Origin of the sequence: Niastella caeni, assembly GCF_004834005.1 — a bacterium.
Classification (GTDB): Bacteria; Bacteroidota; Bacteroidia; order Chitinophagales; family Chitinophagaceae; genus Niastella; species Niastella caeni.
The window spans coordinates 173,272-194,434 of sequence record NZ_STFF01000003.1; the positions used below are offsets into that span (position 1 = coordinate 173,272).

Genomic DNA, 21,163 nt, shown 5'->3' on the forward strand with positions numbered 1-21,163 from the left:
TGACAATCATTCAAAAAAGCACTATAAATGCAATCAAAACAAACATATTCACTCATAGGCATTGGCATTGGCCCATTTAATTTGGGACTGGCGGCCCTGATAGAACCGATTGCGGAGGCAAGCGCCGTATTCTTCGACCAGTCAGAATCTTTCGACTGGCATCCGGGATTAATGTTGCCTAACGCAACCTTACAGGTGCCGTTCATGGCCGACCTGGTCACCCTGGCCGACCCTACCAACAAATACAGCTTCCTGAATTTTTGTAAACAAACAAGCAGGATCTATCCCTTTTACATCAGGGAAAATTTCAACATTCTGCGCAAAGAGTATAACAGTTATTGCCAATGGGTGGCTACCCAATTAAGCAATTGCCGGTTTGGGTATGAAGTCATAGCCATTGAGTATAACAACAACCTGTACGAAGTATCGGTTCGGTGCGTAAAAAGCGGCAAAACCGAAACGTATTATGCAGAGAAGCTGGTATTAGGCACCGGCACACAGCCTTATTTGCCCGCCTTTATTGATCGCAACCAGGCACCAGGAGTTATTCATACTTCCCAATACCTGCACCATAAAGAAAAGCTGTTCAACAGTGGTTCAGTGGCCGTGATCGGGTCGGGACAAAGCGCTGCAGAAATATTCCAGGATCTGCTGCCTGCCACCCAACAAGGATTACAGTTGAGCTGGTTCACTCGATCACCCCGCTTTTATCCAATGGAATATTCGAAGCTGACACTGGAATTAACCTCGCCGGAGTATGTAGATTATTTCTATAACCTGCCTGAAGACAAAAGAAAAAAACTCCTGCAGAAACAAAACTCCTTGTACAAAGGCATCAACTATGATCTCATTAACGACATCTTCGACCAGTTGTACGAAATGAGTGTTGACAATGTTGCCCTGCCGGTTAACATTCGCTCCAATATGCGACTGGAAAACATATCACCTGCCGATGACAACCTGTATAACCTGTATTTTACCGAAACCGAACAGCAGGAACCATATCAATGCCAGGCAAACCATGTAGTGCTGGCCACCGGTTACAAATACAAGGAACCGGCATTCCTGCAAGGCATAGCCGAACGCATCAACAGGCAGCCGGATGGATTGTTCCAGGTGCAGCGCGATTATACCATCGATGTAAATGGCGATGAGCTATTTGTACAAAATGTAGAATTGCACACCCATGGGTTTGTAACGCCCGATCTGGGTATGGGCGCCTATCGCAATGCGCACATCATAAACAAAGTAATCGGACGGGAAGTGTACCACATCGAAAAACGCATCGCCTTCCAAACATTTGGAACAGCGCCCCTTCGACTACGCTCAGGGCTCGCTGAGCCGGTATACAGTAACACTATTTGAGCAGGAAAGAAAAAATAATACAATGATTCAACCACTTGGGGGAACACAGCCGCTGGATATAGCCATTTGGCAAAAAGTGAATACCAGGCTGCTGGCCAAAAGCATTGCTGAACTTATGCATGAACAGGTTGCTTTACCAACCATCGTTTCGGAAGATAACGATGGCCGCACAAATTTTCATTTAGCAACCGATCATGCGCATATTCACTATACGTTTTCAGGTTATAAACGCCAGTTGGATTACTGGCATATAGAACCGCAGAGCATACAACGACACAACAATGATGAAAATCTCTCCCTCCAACCGGAGAGCTTGTCCCGACAGGTCGGGAGAGTTGGGGGGAGGCCCGCCACCGATGCACCGTTGTTCTTTGTTGAGTTGCAAAACACCTTTGGCATCAGGCCGTTCACCCTCGCGCATTATGTAGAAGAGCTGTTACATACTTTGTATGCAGATGCTTATATGCATGCTCAAGGTCGTTTTAGCGCCAGCCAACTGGCCAAAGCCGATTACCAGTGTGTAGAACACCAAATGGACGGCCACCCCTGGGTGATCGTCAACAAAAGCCGGCTTGGTTTTAATTATGAAGATTACATGCAATACGCGCCGGAAGCCAATCAACAAATACAGTTAAGCTGGATTGCCGTGCATAAAAACCGGGCTGCATTTCGCAGCCTGGAGCATATTGAAGAACAATCATTCTTTGCAGCCGAATTAGGCCAGGAAACCATCGACACTTTTAAAAAGATCATTGCCGATAAAGACGCTAACCCTGCTGATTATACATTCATGCCGGTGCATCCCTGGCAATGGAACAACCAATTGCTGGTGCAATATGCCACAGAAATTGCCAATAAATGGCTGATCCCATTAGGATCAGGCGAAGACATGTATTCACCACAGCAAAGCATCCGCACTTTTTATAATGCCAGCCAACCACATAAGTATTATGTAAAGACAGCCATTTCCATACTGAGCACCGGCAACATCCGGGGCCTTTCGCCCAGGCAAATGGCCATTGCGCCACGTGTAACAAGCTGGGTAATGAACATGCTGCAGGAAGATGCTTATTTACAAAGCCTGGGTTTGGTATTGTTGGGTGAAGTGGCCACAGTCAGCTATACCCATCCATATTATCATTCCATTGTTGATCCGCCCTATCAATACAAGGAATTCCTCGGTGTATTATGGCGGGAAAGCGCGGAAAAATATTTGCAACCAGGCGAACGCATCGTTACCATGGCATCGCTGTTATATGTAGATGATGCAGGCAAAAGCTTTGTTGGCGAGCTGGTAAAACGTTCAGGCCTTACCATGGAAGCCTGGCTACAGGCCTACCTGCAAGCCTACCTGAAACCGTTGCTGCAGATCTATTACCAGCATTCTTTGTGCGTAACACCACATGGCGAAAACATCATCCTGGTATTGAAGGACGATGTACCCGTACGCATTATCATCAAGGATTTTGTAGATGATATTGTGCTCACAGAAGAAGCTAAAGAAAAATTGCCTGAGGAATTAGTGGAAGGCATGATCGCTTCTTCCAATAAAGACAATGTACCGTTGTTTATTCTGCTAGGCGTTTTTGACGCTTTTTTCCGGTACCTCAGCAATGCGTTGCATACATATGCCGGGTATAACGAAAACGAGTTCTGGCAACAGGTATACGATGTCATTCTCGAATACCAGGCAGCTCATCCCGCGCTCGCCAATAAATTCGAAAAATACAACCTGTTTGTTCCGGAGTTTAAACGGTTTTACATCAACAGCGTGCGACTGCTAGGCAATGCCTATGAAGAAAAGACCAGTTTTGCAATTCCGCGCAAAGGCGGCACGTTGCAAAATCCGCTCGCACACATCAGGCAGCAGGCACTAAGCGAATCAAACTAATGATCAGGAACAAACAATGAAATTATACAAACAAAAAATAAAAGCGGTAGTTGCTTACAGCGTGTACTGTATAGACCTGTTAAAACTGGCTATCTCGGGCAAGGAGAAAAAATTCACAACGGGCAGCATCAACAGGGCCATTGTTTTACTGGCCGTGCCCATGGTGCTGGAGTTGGTGATGGAATCGTTGTTTGTATGCGTCAACCTGTTTTTTGTAAGCAGACTCGGCGCGAATGCGATTTCCATTGCAGGCGCTACCGAATCAGTGATAACATTTGCGTATTCTGTTGCGATAGGCTTAAGCGTTTCGGCTTCCAGCATCATCTCCCGGCGTATTGGCGAGAAAAAACCAAAAACAGCAGGACTTACTGCCATGCAGGTGATCTATACCGGCCTTGCCATTTCGTTGGTAATAAGTATTGTTTCATGCGTGTTTTACAGCGAAATATTGCAATGGATGGGTTTAACAACCGACCTCATCAATGAAGGAAGCTTATTTTGTAAGCTCATGTTCGGCAGCACATTGTTCATCATCGTACGTATTGCCATCAATGGTATTTTCCGCGGCTCAGGCGACGCGGCAATGGCCATGCGCACGCTCTGGTTGTCGAATGGTATCAACATTGCCCTCTGCCCTATCCTGATATTTGGCTGGGGCCCTGTACCGGCATTTGGGTTAACCGGCGCAGCATTGGCAACGGCCATTGCAAGAATAGCAGGCGTAGCATATCAATCATGGTATTTGCTGAAAGGCAAAACGATCATTACCATTGGCAAGTCGCAGCTATTATTGGTTCCAGCCATTATTAAAAAGATCGTGAAGCAAGCTACGGGCGGCACGTTGCAGTATATGATACCCGCATCGAGCTGGATGTTCATGATCAAGATCGTATCGCACTTTGGTGCAAATGCCCTTGCCGGTTATATCATTGCTCAACGCGTGGCTTCCGTGGCTACCATGCCAGCCTGGGGTATTGGTAACGCTGCGGGGGTATTGACCGGACAGAACCTGGGCGCCAGACAACCCGAGCGGGCCGTGCAAACTGTATGGAAAGCCGGCTCGGTAAATATGGGTTTTCTGATATTGGTGGCGGTATGCTGGCTATTTGCCGCCCGACCCATCGTGAGCCTTTTTTCCAATGTACCGGAAGTGATCACCTACAGCATCATGTATATTCAGTTTATTTCAATGGCTTACATCCTGCTGGGTTATACCATGGTGATCTCCCGGTCATTGAATGCCGCCGGCGATATAAAACAGGTATCGCTGTTATACATCCTGATGTTTTACATAACGCAATTACCGCTGGCCTGGCTGCTGGGCATCGTGCTTAACCTGGGGCCGAAAGGCATTTTCATCGCTATTCTTATTTCGGAACTGGTGCTCGCCATAGCCTGCATTACCGTTTTCAGAAAGGGAAAATGGAAACAGATAAAAGTATAAATAGATAAGGTACAAATATCATGCTTCTTTCTCCCCCTCCACCGGAGGGAAGCGGAGGAGGCTTCATTCAACCTATTAACCAATAAACAAATCATTATGCACACACAACAACAAGTAGAAGAAGTGATCGCCAAAGCATTTGGCATTACCCCCAACGACATTACCGACGAACTGGAATACCAAAGCATCCCCGAATGGGATTCTGTATCGCACCTGGTATTGGTAACAGAACTGGAAACAGCCTATGGCATCAGCATCGAAATGGAAGATGTATTGACCATGGGCAGTGTTGCCAAAGTAAAAGAGTTACTGAAAAAATATAACGTTGAACAGGTTGCCTGAGTCGAGCACCATTAACCATTAACAAATGTCACTATACGATCTTATACAAAAGAACAGCAACCTGTTTTTTATTGATGCGCAAACAGGCCATGCTGTTTCAATCAAATCATTTCACCAATCCCTGCCAATAGACGACCGGCAGGGACTGGTGTTTATTTACAACGACAACCTGATAGGATCAGTTGAAGTATTGCTGAACTTTATGAACAGCCGGTTTACTATCGTGCTGTTAAGCGCGCAATTACATCCTTCCTTCAAACAAAACCTGGAAGCGCTGTATACGCCTTATTACATTTATGATCCGGGCCGTACGGCCATTTTTGGATACAATACAATCGCTACGTCTTTATCTATTCAATTAATGAAAAGAAAGACCTTGCCGGAATATTACATTCATTCCAACATTAAAATGTTGCTCAGCACTTCCGGCACTACGGGCTCACCCAAATTTGTAAAATTATCAGATGATAATTTAGTACAGAACGCCTGGTCTATTCTTGATTACATGCCTATACAAAGCGACGATGTAGTACCCTTGAATGTGCCTGTTGTATTTGTATATGGGTTATCCATCTTTACCACCAACTGTATGGCCGCCGGAACTATTGTTTGTACCAATAACGATATGCTGCAACCCGCCTTCTGGAGCGACTTTACAAAATACAATTGCAGTACCATTGGCGGTGTGCCGTATGTATATGAAATGTTGCACCGGATTGGTTTCTTCAGAAAAAACCATCCCTCGCTGCGGTACATGACCCAAACAGGCGGCATCCTCAACCAGGCGTTACGCAATGAGATTGTGAAGTACATTTCTACGTACAATAAACAATTCTTTGCGCAATACGGACAAACGGAAGCCGCAGGCCGTATGGCCTATCTTCCGCAGGAAGATCTGTTAACGAAAGCAGCCTCCATTGGCCAGCCCATCAAGAACGGGCGGTTTGAAATTGATGAACAAACAAGCGAGCTGATCTATTATGGCCCTAATGTGTTTGGCGGTTATGCCAATACCCCTGACGACCTGAGCAGCTGGCACGAGACGAATAAATTGTATACCGGCGATGTGGCCCGCCAGGATGAGGATGGATACTATTACATAACAGGCAGAATCAAACGCATAATCAAGCTGTTTGGCACGCGCCTGAACCTCGATGAAGTAGAGCTCATCTTAAAAAATGCATTGGGCGGGCAAACCGTTGTGTGCACCGGCATTAACGACAAATACCTGCTGGTATCGCATGTCAATGACCAGCTGGAAGAAGCCACGATCAAAAAGGTTTTACAGGAAAAATTACAAATAAATCCGGTATCGGTTCAGGTCAAGTACATCCCAACTATGCCGCTTACCCCTAATGGGAAGATCGACTATTCAACGCTGATGATGCATGCATGAAGTAGCGCAGGAGTAGCGTGATCGCGCAGAACAAAAAAAGAGTCCCGCAAAAGCGGGACTCGTATGCTTGCAAAAACGCTCGCATCATGATCACATCTAGGGCGTTATTCTAGTAGACCGATCAACTCTTTAATGCTTTATTACAAAACGGATCACTTGTTTGGTGCCATCATCTTTCACTCCATGCAGCGTATACACACCGCTTGCCAAACCTGTCAGTGACACATCGATATCATTTAAGCCAGACGAAACTGAAGTAGCAAATTTCTTAACCATTTTGCCTGTAGCGTCCATCACCGCCCAGTTTATTGCCATGGTGCGGGAACTGCTGATCCGCAATTTGGCGTTGTTGCCGGTAACTACCGTAGGCAATAATTGAATATTGTTATCATACACCGGTGCTTTTAACATGCCCTGATTAGTTACCACAATCGATCCCAGTTGCGTGTTTGATAAAGCAACCTGTCTGGCTGTTGAAGTCCCTGTAGGCGTAACACCAGTTGCTGGAGTGATCAACGCCCAGGTTACGCCATTGTATACACCGGCATCCATGGTAGCTGTTGGGATACAACCTGCGTTTGCATCCGCATCTGCATACTGCAAGGTAATATTCACCGGTGTGGCAGGTGTAGTGGTGGTAGTAACCGTCCAGGTACGATTGATAGCTTTGCTGTTATCAATCACCGGCGCAATTAATCCTTCCCTTACCCGCACGGTGTAGGTCATGCCCTGACCATTACCAATAGTAACCGGGTTATAGCTGGTAACCGATGGGCCAACAGGAACAGTGATCGTGCTGGTCACATTGGTACAGATCGCAGAACCTGTTCCATTAGTTATGAGATGGCTGGCAACACTGCCTGTAGCCGAATTTGACAAGTAGATATTATAAGAACCGAGTGAAATGTTTCCATTGGTGAGGGCAAGCGTATTGTTGACAGTCATATTACCATTCAGGGTAACGCCTGCACCGTTCATGATCACCGTACCGGCAGACATGGCTGCTATCACTTGGTTAGCCGTACCACGGAAAGCAACCGTTCCTGAAGCAGCATTGAATGTTCCGATGCTTACAAAGTTGCCATACAGGTTCAGCGTACCACCTGCATTTACCGTAACGGTAGCGCCACTGCCAATAGCGAGCGTACGCGCATTGGCTGTACCATTCACCACCGGACTAAACGGCGTACCGCTATTGATCATAACATCTGTAGTTGACACGGGCACACCACCGCACCAGTTGGCAGCCGTATTCCAATCGCTGCTTACTGTGCCCACCCAGTTGTTTGAAGATCTTACCGACAATATAGCAACACTTGAAACAATAATACCACAAGGGTTTTTGATCACCACATCGTAATCACCCGCATCGGCACCAGTTGCATTGGCTATAGTGTATGCGTCAGTGGTGGCGCCGGGAATATTCACACCATCTTTTCTCCATTGATAAGTAAGCGCCGAACCCGTTGCCGCAATATTAAACGTAACCGCGCTGCCCATACATACACTCTGACCTATTGGTTGTGTTGTTACGGCTATTCTGTCGTTCACAGTAGCCACTATGGCCGTACGCGGAGACTCACAAACACCTTCAACAGCCACTACGTAATAAGTAGTTGTATCAGTAATGGACGGCGTGGTATAAGAAGAGCCAATGTTTACCGGTGTTGTGGAAGCAGCATCGTCGTACCAGTACAGGGTAGCTCCAGCCGAAGCGGCAGCCTGCAGGTTCACCAAACCCGTGCCGCAACGCGCGCCTGGCATAGTACCTGTTACCTGTGGGTTGCGCACCACCACTTTTACCGCAGGTGTATACAGGGTATCGGTTATACAAGCAGCGGCCAACCGGTAATACAAAGTTGTGGTAGCCGCTGTTGTAGTATATGACGACGTGGTAGCATTGGTAATATCGTTATAGGTAGCAGAATCGGTGCTTTGTTGCCATTGAATACCGGAGTACCCATTGGCGCCGGTAACTGTTAACACCGGAGCACCAGTGAAACAATAATCGGTTGCAGAGGCGCTGATGTTACCGGTCACCAACGCAACGCGTGTTCGCGTAACAACCGACATGGCATCGTTGGAGACTTTAATATCACCAGCCACGGTTGTTTTAGCTGCAAAGATATAAGTACCCGCAGCACGCATATCAACCGTATCTGTAGCCGCAGACAAGGTTACATCCAATGTAGCGCCGCCGGCCAGTGTACCTGTATTGAGTGTTGAATTGATCGTTGCGGTAGCAGCACCTGTTACATTCACGGTTAACGTTACCGGGTTTACGGCAAAGTCAATAGCTACCGAACTGTTGTTCCTCACTTTAATGGCAAGCACTTCTTTACCATAACATCCTTTGCCGATCGCCGGTGATTCCAGTGAAACGGCCTGCATATCTATTCCGTTCGATTGTGTGAATTCATCGGCGCCGATATCAGGTGTAACCGCATCTCTTACTTCCCCTTCAAGATCATCTGTTACCCCTGTAACCGGTATAGCGGCTCCATTGGCGGGAGAAAATACAGAGGTGGTAATATGCAGATCAACCGTAGCAGCAGAGCCGGTAGCATCTACAAACAAGGGGTCGGCCGCCAGGCTGGTGGTGTCGCCACCCAAATTCCATCCGCTGGTATACGTAGCAGCGAACGGAGTGCTTGCTGTACTGGTTGATACCAGGTTGCCGCCCGTTCCACCATAACCATAAATATTATGTTCAAACGTAAATCCAGCAAGGCCATCTACCCACATAGCATTGTGGATACCACCTGTTGTGGCGTTTGAGCGGTTGTTGATAAAGATGTTGTTCCGTATATCATCAGCGCCCGCAGTGGTTTCTTTCCGGATGGCAGCAGTATGCCTCACAGTGGCCCCAACATCGGTGCCACCAATATATACACTATTGTAAAAAATGTTACTGTTCTGTCCAGATCCCTTCATGATACCGTCCATTCGTACCGCGTTGGTAAGGCTTGTACCATCGGGCCGGATTCCCAGGCGAACCATATTATTATATACATTCGCTTTGCCCTGGTTAATTTCTATACCGCGAATATTTACAGCCGTGTTGGTAGCTGTAGCAATATCAAAACTATGCACCTTGTTCTTCGATACTGTATTAGTTATAGTGGCAGAATTATTTCCCCAGAAGAAGATCCCTTCCATATACACCCCGGCAGTAGTAGCGCCTGTTGTTAAGCTATGAATGGTATTATTGGAAACCGTTACCGCATTGGCAGTAGAAGCGCCCATATAAATACCCAACAGGGCGGCACTGCCACTTCCTGCTGTAGATTGAGCAGCGCAATACAGGTTGCGGATGGTATTACCGGAAACAGCGGATACGATGGCCGTAGTTGACCCGATATTGATACCAGCAGCCTGGCTGCTTGTAGTGGTTGCCGTTGTGTTATTTGAAAGATTAGCAATCGTATTATTGGTAATAGTGAACGTACCGGCACCGGAAGGAATGCTGATGCCTCTTACAAATAAGCTGGTGGTGCTGGTATTGGCAGCATTGATACTGTTAGCCGTAACAAGACTACCGATCTGGTTGCCATCAATATTCACCGTTCCCACCTGGTTGTCGAATATACCAGAGAAGTTATTACCTGCATTGCTTAGCGTAATACCACCTGCTATGTTCTGCTTCAAATTGATCACTGAATTACCACCGGCGTTGTTGGAAATGAAATAAGGGATCGTATGAGAACCGCTTCCGGCTGCAATGGTGATCGCATTGTTGCCCGTAGCCGCTCCAACCAAATTACCGGTAACCGTACCAATGTTCACATTACCGTTTGAACCGGTAACTGCAATACCATGAAACACATCGTTGGCTGTGGTAATGGTACTGGTGATAGCTATATTGGTTATGGTATTTCCCTGTATGGAGCTGGCACTAACCGGGAAGCCATCTGCAATCTCCAGGCGGATGCCATCAAAATAATTGGCAAATGCAGCCAGCGTATAAGGCGTACCGGCAGCCGCTGGTGCAGAACCGCCGATGTAGTTATCTGTGATGATAAATCCATTCCCTACGCTACCGGTATTCCGGTTCGAAGCCACCCAGATAGCGCGATTGTATCCTGCAGCGGTATAAGTGCGTGTGCTGGTCTGGAAAAAGTGGTTGCCTGTAATGGCCCAGGCACTAACACCCTGATTCAACTCCACACCCACCGAGTTACCACCCGCCAGGAAGTAGTCATAAATATTACAATTGGAAATGGTATCGTTGTCGTTGAAGTTTGTATTCGCCCCGGTATTGTTAGCACCTAACGAATATACCCCAATAGATGGCATGGAAGCGCCGGTACCTGCCGAGTGAATGTTACAATGATCAATAATATTATTGTCGTTACCCAACACGCCATTATTACCGAAGTATACCACACCGGCTAACGTAGTTGGCACATTGGCGCCAACAGCGTTCTGCCCTTGCAGATCGCAATACTTTACACAGTTGCGGGAAGCCTGGTTATCGAACCGGATGGCTGCCCCGATAGCGCTGGTATTTATAATGTTCAGGTTAGTCGCATGTAAGCTGCCGGCAGCAGTTACTGTAATGGCTGAACCAACACCGCCTGGTCTGCCATCGATGGTAACATATGTACCACCGCTGAAATCAATAGTAGGACCAGCGTTCGAACTGGTGATCACCAACCCGTTTGCGTTGGCGGCAGGACGAATAGTAATGGTATTGACCGGACTAAAACATGAACTGGGGCCAAATGTAATCGGGAACGTTTCACCTGCGCTGGTATAATCGCTTTGCAGCTCCACGATCACCGCACCGCTGATACCACCTGATAAAGTGGCCAACGCTGCAGTTAAAGTTGGATACGTACCGGAAGGCCCAACCGTAATTAAACCACTGGGGCCGCTACAACCGCTGGTTGCTTTTGCACCGGTAAGTGCTGCACTGTATTTAAGCGCGCTTACACATGAATTATTAAATGCATATACATAATAATCATAGGTTGTACTGGCCGTTAGTCCTGGATTGGTAAAGCTTAGGGAAGTACCTGTAGCTATAACCGTTCCTGTGCCTAGTGTACTGCCAACTGAGTAAATCACCCCATTAACAGGCGCTACCGGCGTTGCACCTGCCAGGTACCGCACAATGATATACCCATTGGCGCCACTGGCTGAAGCAGTGAAGGCGCCATCAATTTGTGATGATGAAACAGCGGTCAACACCAGGGTGGTTGGCGCATCTGGTGTGGCGCAGGTAGCGGGCGCCGCCATATAATTACCGGCATCGGCGCCTATATCGTTTGGCGTTAAGCCGCTGCGGGCCTCACTGTCGTAATCGTCTGTAATAGTCGCAATTGCCGTACCAGTACCTTCGGCCACTGAGGCGCCGCTGGCATTGAGATGCAGGTTTACGGTTGATGCGTTGCCGGTTGGGTTCATAAAATTAGGATCGCCCGCCACACTGTTCACATCGCCGCTGATCCAGCCTCCGGTAGGCGTACCGCCATTGGCGTAATTGACAATCTCGGTAGTTCCGCCAAAAGCAAATTTACCGCCGGCGCCAGAGTATTGGTACACGTTGTAATTAACCGTTGCACCGGTATTGGCCGTAGTAAAATATAAACAGAAGTGTTTACCGCCACCGGTTGCATTGGAACGGTTATTCGCGAAGATATTATTCCGCAGGTCATAGGTACCTGATGCTGCCGTCCTGATGAAAGCGCAGGTATTGGCCGCATTCGTACCTACCCCGCTTCCACCAATATAAATGCTGTTATGGTAAAAACTATTCGTTGCTGTAGTGGATGACAAAATACCGTTAATGGTTTGTGCCGTTGTAAGGGATGTGCCATCTGGCCTGATCCCTAACCGGATCATGTTATTGGCATAAACCGTAGTACCATTAAAGATCTGTATGCCGGTGAATACAGCGCTGGTATTGGCAGCCGTAGCATCAAAACTATGAATGAAGTTTTTAGCAACTGTATTGGTCACCGAAGCTGTAGCGCTATAATATAACCCGATCACATTCACTGCAGCCGCCGTAGCTGTTCCGGTCAACACCAGCGAATCTATAGTATTGCCACTCAGGTTACAACCTGCGGCATTGGTGCTGGCCATGCAGATGCCAATAATGGCGCTGCTGGCCCCCGTGGCCGTACTTTGGGTAGCATTCGACAGGTTGCGAATGATATTACCGGTTATACCACCGCTTACATTTGCTGCAGAGGTAGCGATGTTGATGCCCACTACCTGCGATGCAGCCGTACCTGTGGTTGCATAATTGCTTTTCAGGTTCTGGATAATATTATTCGTAATGGTCAATACCGGGCTCCCCGATCCTACCTGGATACCGTTCACATACCTTCCTGTTGTGGTACCGGTATTGGAGGCCGTAATATTGGTAATGGTATTGTTGCTGAAATTTCCCGTGATGGCAGTATTTGCAAAAATGCCGGAGAAATAGTTACCAACTGCAGTCAGCAATACGTTACCAATGGTATTGTTCTTTACATTGATGGTATACGTTCCGCCGATCAGGATCATGTGATTGGGCACAGAACCGGTAGCAGTAATGGTAATGCCGCCATCGGTATACCCGTTCACGCCGGTAGCCGACCCAATGGTATTGCCGGTAACCGAACCTACATCTACATTGCCTCTGCCGCTGGTAATGTTCAGGGCATGAAAGGCGTCGTTCGAACTGCTGGTGGTAATAAAGATATTACGAATGGTATTTCCCTGTACAGAAGTACCGGCTTGCGGCGTTGCGGCATCCGCCACTTCGAGCCTTATCCCTTCGAAGTAACCAGTAGAGCCGCTGGCCATCGTATAAGGCGTACCGGCGCAATTGGGCGCACTACCACCTATATAATTGGAAGTAATGATAAACCCGTTGCCCACTTCACCGGCAAAAGTTGTTTTGTAAGGAGCGATCCATATAGCCCTGTTAAATGAAGTTGCAGCCGATGTAACTGAAATAGTTTCCGTTTGAAAAAAGCTGTTCCCTTCTATTTTCCAACCGGTATTGCCATAATTGACCTCTACACCAACCGAGTTGGAGGCCGCATAATAATCATAGATATTACAGGCGGTAACAGCGTTATTGTCGTTGAATTGAGGTACGTAAGCCGCAACTGCGCTTGCATTGTCATACCCCAATGAGTAAATACCTATTGATGGTTTTACATTGCCGGTTCCCGTACTATGAATGTTACAATGATCGATCGTATTGTTATCATTTCCGTTTGAACCGACGCGACCAAAGTAAACAACCCCGGCCATTAAATTAGGCAAATTGGCAGTGGTGGTACTTTGTCCCTGTAAGTCGCAATATTTTATTGTATTATTGGAAGCACCATTATCGAGTTTGATCGCCGCACCCGATGCGTTGGTGTTAATGATATTCAGATTTGTTGAATTTAAAGTACCGGCAGCCGTAACTGAGATAGCAGTGCCTATACCACCCGGACGACCATCGATGGTCACATAATTCGCTCCTGCAAAATCAATGGTAGCACCAGCAATGGAGCTGGTAATAACAAGCCCATTAGCGCCGGCCTCCGGACGAATAGTTAACGTGCGCGTAGCATTGAAGCAGGCATTGGAAGCAAGCGTTATAGGAAAGGTTTCACCCGCACTGGTATAACCGCTTTGTAATTCGAGCACCACCGAACCACCGACACCACCATTCAAAGCAGCCAGCGCGGCTGTTAATGTGGGAAATGTTCCCGTTGGACCTACCGGTATAACACCACTGGGACCGCTACAAACATTGGTTGATTGCGTTCCTGTTAACGGCGATGTTGTATTATATACCGGGCCAATACAATTGGTATTATTGTAACCATATACATAAAAATCATAGGCAGTACCACCGGTTAAGCCGGTAGCACTAAAAGAAGTAGATGCACCGGTTTGAATTACTAAGCCGGAACCAAGGGCAAGACCCGCACTGTAGGTAGTACCATTCACCGGCGCTACCGGCGTTGCACCAGCCGGATAGCGAACAACGATGTATCCATCTGCCGCAGGGGAAGCGGCAGTAAAAGAACCTGTAATATTGCCGGGAGATGCAGCATTCAATAAAAGACCCGTAGGTTGCGCCACCGGCGCCACGCAGGCATTCATCATACTCACCGCCATCACCTGCACAACTCCTGCGGTACTTGTACGGGTGATTGTAATTGACGTAACAGGTTTTGAATAATTAGCGCCACTCACTGCCAGGGACACCTGGTATAACCTGGGATTTATTGTACCACCGCCATTATCAAGGGCGGTGCCTGAAGTTCGGCCAATGCCCTGAATAGCATAGTTTGCACCACCATACCAGTCAGGTACGCTTATTCCGGTAACCGTTTGAGAAGTGTTGTCTGAAAAATTTAAAGTAGCAGAAATAGTAGCCGCTCCACTACCCGATGTAGCGAGTAAGTACACCACACCGGCTGTTTGAGGCGTAGCCAGTGTCAATGTTCCGGAAGCATTGGTAGCAGCCAGCCGCAGCGAGTTATTGGCCGATGCATCTGCCAGTTGAAAGCTGACCAGGCTGGTAGCTGCACTATTGATGATGCCCGTAGTAGGAAGATAATAGGTAGGCGTACCGAATGCAGTAAAACTCTGATTAAGGAAATAATAGCCGGCGCCATCTACATCGGCGGTAACAGAACCGGCGAATGTAGCCCCATTGGCTATTACATCAGCAGTAAACCCGGTAACTGTAACAGGACTCACTGTTTGTGCTTTGCCGACCAACGACAACAGCATTAGCATGATCCCTATTAAACCGGGCCTGCCGATCAAATTATTTTTATAAACCAGGTTTGATAACCCCGCATTAACCTTCCGGCTCATTGACGCAGAATGTCTCATAATACAGTATTGTGAATGGTGTTTAGGTTTGAGTGCTTCAAGTTATTCCCTGCCTTTCCGGCTTTTGTCTTTTGGCTTACAGCTTGCAGCCTGAAGCTTGTCGCTGTTTTTTAAACAAGGGGCCGCCCCAGAAGAGGCAACCCGATTTACATTTTATGAAACAATCGGGAAGTTATTCCCGACTGTTGCTGTAATGCAGGTTACCGGTTACCTGACACCGGCTAGCAGGACTGAAATTCAGGCGTGTCTGCCAAAAATTACACAGTCCGTATTTTCAGCCCGGCAACAGGCAACTGGTACCAGTTAACCATTTTTAGTCCTTCAACCCGAGGTAGCTTTTCACCTGCGTATAGTCGTTCCAGTTTACAGCAGAACGCGCAGTTACACCACCAGGTATAATTATATAGCGATACTGAAATGCTTTTTCGCCGGAAGAAGTTGTACGGGTGCTGAGGTCATAATTTGAATACAGGTAAATGGTCCCTGCTTTAACCAATGGAATAAGGGCCAGATTAGGAGCACCGAGCACTACACCTGCATCATGGTAGGGCAATGATACAATGGTAGGATTGCTGGCAGTGTTTATATTCCAATACACTTTCACTTCACCTTTTTGTATGATACTATCAACAATTTTAGGCGCGTCAATAACGCCTGCAGCAGTTACTGAATCCACTCCCTGAAATGCAACATCTAACCAGGCAGAATAAATAACATTGGCAGTTCCGGGTTTACCAGTAGCCCCCGTTGCGCCTGTAGCCCCGGTAGCACCTGTGTCTCCTTTTTCTCCTGCCGGACCTGTATCGCCTTTTTTACAGGCAGTGAATAATAAAACAGCAGATAACATCATAACAGAAGTGCACCTCACAAACATGTGTTTCATAATTGAAAGTTTGATTTTTATAAAATGTTTATTGTATTTCTATTCTATTAATGCAACAGGTTCACCGATCCTTTACGGGTAACCTCTGTACCATCAGTCAGCCTGATGCGTATAACATAATAGTAAACGCCTATCGGCTGCAGCTTCCCTTTATGGGTACCATCCCACCCGGCAGTGATGCTATTGGTTTCATAAATTGCCTCACCCCATTGGTTAAACACTTTCATTGTTAACCCGGCGATCACATTACCATACACCTTAAACAATTCATTTTTTCCATCACCATTTGGCGTGAATGTATTAGGAATGAAAATTTCATCGGTCAATGTTTTGGCAGTCGCCTTACCAGGCGTACTGTTCTGACAACTTTTAGCGCCCAGTGCTATCACATGTATTGTAACAGTAGTCAATGGTTGCAATCCTGAAACAGTATGGGTAGTGCCCATGCTGCCGGAAGAAGGACTTATATACGCGCCGCCATTTATTGAAACCTGGTAACCTGTAGCTCCGGCAACTGCCTGCCATTGAAAGGTTACACTGCCTGGCGTTACCGTAACAGGAATGACTAATGGCGTAGCCAGCGCTGCCGGCTGCGAGATCACCACTGGTGTACGGGTGCTGGTGCAACTGCCATGTTGTACTTCGGCATACCAGGTAGCCGGTAACGTAGTAGTAGCCACTGTAACTGTTGAACCGGTTACTTGTGGTGTTCCACCAGTCGATTGCGTATACCAGTTATAAGTATAAGCGGCATTGGGGTTTTGTATTGTTAAAGTAGCCGTCTCGCCCGGGCAAACAGTTGCCCCTGTGGCCACCGGACCTAAAGGCGGTGCAGGAGCTGCCAATGTAACGCTCCGGGTTATCTGGCAACCACCATGCATAATGGTTACTGTATAGGTGCCGGCTGGCTTACCAGTAATATTGGCTGTTGTTTCACCGGAAGGCGACCATGCATAAACATAAGGCGCATTGCCACCGGTTACAACCGTCGTAATGCTGCCATTGGAGGTGCTGGTGCAAACAGGCGCTACCATAGTAAAAGCAACCTGCAATGAATCGGTAGCGAAAGTGAAGAACTCGTTGTTGTTAAGTGTTACTTCTGCATACAACTTCCCGTTGGCAATTGTAAGCGGGTAAGAATTAAAAGTGCTGAAACCGGCATCTGCCGAAACAAGCAATCGTTTTGTATTGGCCGATAACACACCCGTATCAACAGCAATGGTTACGGTTGAAATGCCCGTTCCGGTTTTCTGTACTTTCCAGGTCCTGGGCATGCGATTCAGATAACCATTGCCAGCACAATCCGACAACGTATTGGCCAGTCCATTATCCCCAATCAATAAATAAGACAGATCACTGCTTATCCCTATAGTGTTATCAGCATTGGCAGCAGGAAAGTTGCCACCGGCAGTTCCATTATATATATAAACAAGGGCATTGTTATGCGCAGACAGGGATTGCTTCTGCAACAGTACTGAATTATCATCCCGGCCAATACCGGTGATGTTGAATGAATAGCCTGCATTGGCAGTGGCATTCCAGATAGTGCTGCCATTTGTTGCCGCATAATCACGCGCAGTAGTTGATTGACCACGCGTTAAAGTAATGCCATATTTAACAGCCAGGTAGGTTTCTACTTTATTCTGATCTTCTTCAGTTAAATAGGTGTCATAAGAAATCACTTCTGCTAATCCGCAACTCATGTTCTGTCCACCGGCAGCAGCGCCATCGCTTCCCATATACAACCCAGTTGGAATTATGGGTGTATAACTGTAACCATCAGCAGGCTGGTTATACCGATGGCTGACAGCTATGGAATCACCGTTGCGCCGGGCATCGAAAAAAAGATCAGCCGTACTTTTATCAACTCCTTTGCACGACAAGATGATCCCTGCTTTTTCAGCATAGCCGGGAACACCGGAAGGAAATGGCGCCCAGTTATAAAAGTCACCGGTACCACCCGCAATGCCATCACCGGATTGTACCCGGAAAGAAGGTTTAAACTGATACGCATACGTATTGGCTTTATAAGTTAATCCCGAAGGATTGCCATCAGTTACCCCATTATACGTATTCACCACCATGAACAGGCTTCCATTATTGCCTGCCAGGTCGGGTGTTGTGGCCGTGTTATATAACACCGTATTACCTGCTTTTGAAAATTGCAGGAAGGGGTTGAAGTTAAAACTCCCGATAGTGGTGGCAGTAGCCTGAAATGTGGGTTGGCGGCTTACTGTAGGCTGGCTAACCTGGAAATTACCCAGCTCGCTTTTCCAGTTGGCTACAGAAGTAGAACCAACAGCCGTATCAACATTACCAGCAACAGAAGAATTGGCCTTGAACCAACTGGTCAACCCAGTGGATACCCCCCCGGGCGATTGTGCATATATAAGAGTATTACAAAGGCAGACCACCACTGTACATACCAGGAAGCGCTGCATTCTTTGGGTGTTATATATGAAAGCCTTCTTCATTGCGTCTTGTTTTTCTATTATTTATTGACTTCATTTCTTACCTGACTATAGCCACCCAGCCATTGTAATTACGGGTGGCCGTTTTTATCACGTAGTAATAGGTAGCTATGGGCACGGGCTTTCCTTTCCAGGAGCCATCCCACGGAGTACTATACCCGTTACTATTATAAATGGATTGTCCCCAGCGGTTGAAGATCTCCACGCTGCAATTAGTAACACCACGCAATCCGGCTATCTCCCATTTGTCGTTAATGCCGTCACCGTTTGGACTGAATACATTGGGAACGATCAAGACTTTATCTGGTATAACCATTAAGAATTTACGTACGGCGGTGTCTTCACAACCAATATCATTGATAGCATGTAAGGTCACTGTGTAATTGCCGGGATACTGGTACTGATGAGAAGCATTAGCGGTCGACGGAAAATAAGAGCCATCACCAAAATCCCATTTATAAGTAGTTGCGCCTTTAGAAGTGTTGGCAAATGCAAAATTGGCCAGGTGCATTTCTATGGGCACATTCTCCACCGGTGAAACCGTAAAGGAAGCCTCAGGGTATTCTTTTACGTTTATCAAATTGGTTTGAACCAGTGTATCGGAACATTTGCCTTGCGACGAAACGATCAACGTTACCGTATATACACCCGTATTGTTATAAGTGTAGGATGGGCTTACACTGGTAGAAGTACCGCCATCGCCGAAGGTCCACTTCCAGGCATCGGTATTTTGCGACTGGTTGTTGAATGTAACCTTATAGGGTGTACAGCCTGCCTTTGTATCCGGCGTAAAGGCCGCTACCGGCGAGGGTAATACATTAATGAGCCTGGAACGCGCTACCGATACACAGGCACCATCTCTTACTGTTAAGTTAATAATGCCGCTTCTGTTGTATTTGACGGTATAAGGCCCAAAGCCACTTCCGGATTGTACCGTTCCCCCGCCCCAACCCCAGGTAGCAGTGGCATAACCCGCCCCACTACCTGTATATGTGGCCGTAATGGTTGAACCGGCACATATTACTGAATCACTTACGGAAAAGGCTGATGACACCGGGGTGGAAATAATAACAGGGTTCGTTGTTATTGTTGACACGCAACCGTTATCTGTCACCTGCAATTGCAGGTTATAGGTTGCGGGATTGTTAAATAGTATTGTGTACGGACCTTGTCCACTGCCGCTTTGCACAGTAGCGCCTGCAAATCCAAACCAATCATAAGTAGCGGTGCCGGAGGCATTGCCCGTGTAGGTAATTATTTGCGGTGTACCTAAACAAACATTTGCCGGCGTAATAATGAATGTAGATGCAGGCAGTGTTCTTACCGTAACCGGCACTGAAGCTGAAACAGCACAGCCATTGTTATCTGTACCACTTACTGTATAAGTGGTAGTAGCAGTTGGAGCAACTGAAACATTATTACCCGTTACATTACCAGGATTCCAGGTGTAAGTAGACACCGTTCCTCCGGTTGCACTTACCGATAAATTCACTGCTTCACCGGCACAAACCGTGCTTGGGGTTGCCGTAGGCGTTAGTATGGCTACTGGCGACGAAGGCACTGTACCCGAATAAGTGACCGTGCAATTATCAGCCTCCCTGATCGTACAGGTGTAGCTACCAGCCCCCAGGTTATTTGCCAACGCCGTTGTTTTCACCGGCGTGGTATTCCAGGCATACGTATACGGAGCAGTACCACCTGTAACTGTCAACCCAATACTTCCATTGGCATTACCGCAGGTAGCCTGCGTAATTACCGGTGTAATGGTGGGCGGTGTATACCCGACACCAGATAATGCCAGCACGACCAATCTTCCGAAAGTCGTATTACCATTTAAATAACTTATAGTAAGTGATTGCAGTAATTTGTTCTTGTTGACGCAACTTAAAGGGAGGTTCAACTGGTAAAACCGGGGATCGCCGGTCCCAACACCAAACGTAGTATAAGGCGGCGCATTTAACCGGGTTGTTCTTCCATATGCAGCATATACAGCGCCGGCTCCGCCAAACCAGTCGAGGATATTAAAATTACCGGCATTAAAAGTAGTTCCATCCGTAAAATTCATAACTACATTAATGTTGGCGTGATCTTCAGTTGCAAACAGCAACAGGTTCACCGCTGAATACATGGCCGGCGTTGTCAATGTTATATTGCCCGATGCTGCGGTGTTTACCTGCGCACCTCCGGCAGAGAGATATAACACATTATTGCCCGTATAAGGTTGTAATTGCCAGGTACGGGTGCCACTCACAATAGTACCGCTGTTGGGCAACCCGGCCAACAAGCCATTGATCGCGGCGAACGTAGTCGAATACATAATGTAGCTCGACAAATCAAGCGCTGTAGTTGTTACAGCGGTAGCATCAATACCCGACTCGGCAATGCCATCCTGGTTAAAGCCGGTAACAGGTATGGGGGAATAGGTTTGTGCCAGGGAACCAGTTGCAATAACCAACCCACCAATCAACAGGGCGATATATTTTCCGATCTTACTCATCTCTTTTTGTATTAATGATGTATTGCTCCAGCT

General features: G+C 47.1%; 9 protein-coding genes. 5 read left to right on the top strand and 4 right to left on the bottom strand.

The genetic code is table 11. The features are described 5' to 3' along the window. Positions 1-27: 27 nt before the first annotated feature. The 5 genes from FAM09_RS12185 (at position 28) to FAM09_RS12205 (ending at position 6,438) form a co-directional block, all read left to right on the top strand. The gene (locus FAM09_RS12185; RefSeq protein WP_136577396.1) at positions 28-1,365 is read left to right on the top strand and encodes a lysine N(6)-hydroxylase/L-ornithine N(5)-oxygenase family protein; all 1,338 of its coding nucleotides are present in this window, start codon (positions 28-30) and stop codon (positions 1,363-1,365) included. A gap of 22 nt (positions 1,366-1,387) precedes the next feature. Continuing rightward, positions 1,388-3,256, top strand: a complete 1,869-nt coding sequence (locus FAM09_RS12190) for an IucA/IucC family protein (protein WP_136577397.1) — start codon at positions 1,388-1,390, stop codon at positions 3,254-3,256. 16 nt (positions 3,257-3,272) lie between these two features. After that, positions 3,273-4,700 carry an MATE family efflux transporter gene (locus FAM09_RS12195; RefSeq protein ID WP_136577398.1) on the top strand — a complete coding sequence of 476 codons (1,428 nt, stop codon included), beginning with the start codon at positions 3,273-3,275 and terminating at the stop codon, positions 4,698-4,700. Positions 4,701-4,796: 96 nt separating this feature from the next. After that, positions 4,797-5,042 carry an acyl carrier protein gene (locus FAM09_RS12200; RefSeq protein ID WP_136577399.1) on the top strand — a complete coding sequence of 82 codons (246 nt, stop codon included), beginning with the start codon at positions 4,797-4,799 and terminating at the stop codon, positions 5,040-5,042. A gap of 25 nt (positions 5,043-5,067) precedes the next feature. After that, the gene (locus tag FAM09_RS12205) at positions 5,068-6,438 is read left to right on the top strand and encodes an AMP-binding protein (RefSeq protein ID WP_136577400.1); all 1,371 of its coding nucleotides are present in this window, start codon (positions 5,068-5,070) and stop codon (positions 6,436-6,438) included. A 129-nt stretch (positions 6,439-6,567) separates the two neighbouring features. On the opposite strand, the gene FAM09_RS12210 is transcribed toward FAM09_RS12205, so the two are convergent. The 4 genes from FAM09_RS12210 to FAM09_RS12225 all read right to left on the bottom strand — a co-directional run bounded on the left by FAM09_RS12210 (position 6,568) and on the right by FAM09_RS12225 (position 21,130). After that, positions 6,568-15,279 (bottom strand): Ig-like domain-containing protein, encoded by an 8,712-nt coding sequence (locus tag FAM09_RS12210; RefSeq protein ID WP_136577401.1) that lies wholly within the window; start codon positions 15,277-15,279, stop codon positions 6,568-6,570. A gap of 313 nt (positions 15,280-15,592) precedes the next feature. Beyond that, positions 15,593-16,162 (bottom strand): hypothetical protein, encoded by a 570-nt coding sequence (locus tag FAM09_RS12215; protein ID WP_136577402.1) that lies wholly within the window; start codon positions 16,160-16,162, stop codon positions 15,593-15,595. Between the two features lie 47 nt (positions 16,163-16,209). Further along, on the bottom strand, positions 16,210-18,636 hold the full coding sequence (locus tag FAM09_RS12220; RefSeq protein ID WP_136577403.1) for a T9SS type B sorting domain-containing protein: 2,427 nt from the start codon (positions 18,634-18,636) through the stop codon (positions 16,210-16,212). A 37-nt stretch (positions 18,637-18,673) separates the two neighbouring features. After that, complete coding sequence (locus FAM09_RS12225) at positions 18,674-21,130, bottom strand: gliding motility-associated C-terminal domain-containing protein (protein ID WP_136577404.1); 2,457 nt, start codon at positions 21,128-21,130, stop codon at positions 18,674-18,676. Between the last annotated feature and the right edge of the window lie 33 nt (positions 21,131-21,163).

Excerpts from the sequence above, each read along its gene's own strand:
- FAM09_RS12210 (WP_136577401.1), bottom strand. The coding sequence starts at position 15,279 with ATGAGACATTCTGCGTCAATGAGCCGGAAGGTTAATGCGGGGTTATCA.
- FAM09_RS12195 (WP_136577398.1), top strand. The coding sequence starts at position 3,273 with ATGAAATTATACAAACAAAAAATAAAAGCGGTAGTTGCTTACAGCGTG.
- FAM09_RS12185 (WP_136577396.1), top strand. The coding sequence starts at position 28 with ATGCAATCAAAACAAACATATTCACTCATAGGCATTGGCATTGGCCCA.
- FAM09_RS12220 (WP_136577403.1), bottom strand. The coding sequence starts at position 18,636 with ATGAAGAAGGCTTTCATATATAACACCCAAAGAATGCAGCGCTTCCTG.
- FAM09_RS12190 (WP_136577397.1), top strand. The coding sequence starts at position 1,388 with ATGATTCAACCACTTGGGGGAACACAGCCGCTGGATATAGCCATTTGG.
- FAM09_RS12200 (WP_136577399.1), top strand. The coding sequence starts at position 4,797 with ATGCACACACAACAACAAGTAGAAGAAGTGATCGCCAAAGCATTTGGC.
- FAM09_RS12205 (WP_136577400.1), top strand. The coding sequence starts at position 5,068 with ATGTCACTATACGATCTTATACAAAAGAACAGCAACCTGTTTTTTATT.
- FAM09_RS12225 (WP_136577404.1), bottom strand. The coding sequence starts at position 21,130 with ATGAGTAAGATCGGAAAATATATCGCCCTGTTGATTGGTGGGTTGGTT.
- FAM09_RS12215 (WP_136577402.1), bottom strand. The coding sequence starts at position 16,162 with ATGAAACACATGTTTGTGAGGTGCACTTCTGTTATGATGTTATCTGCT.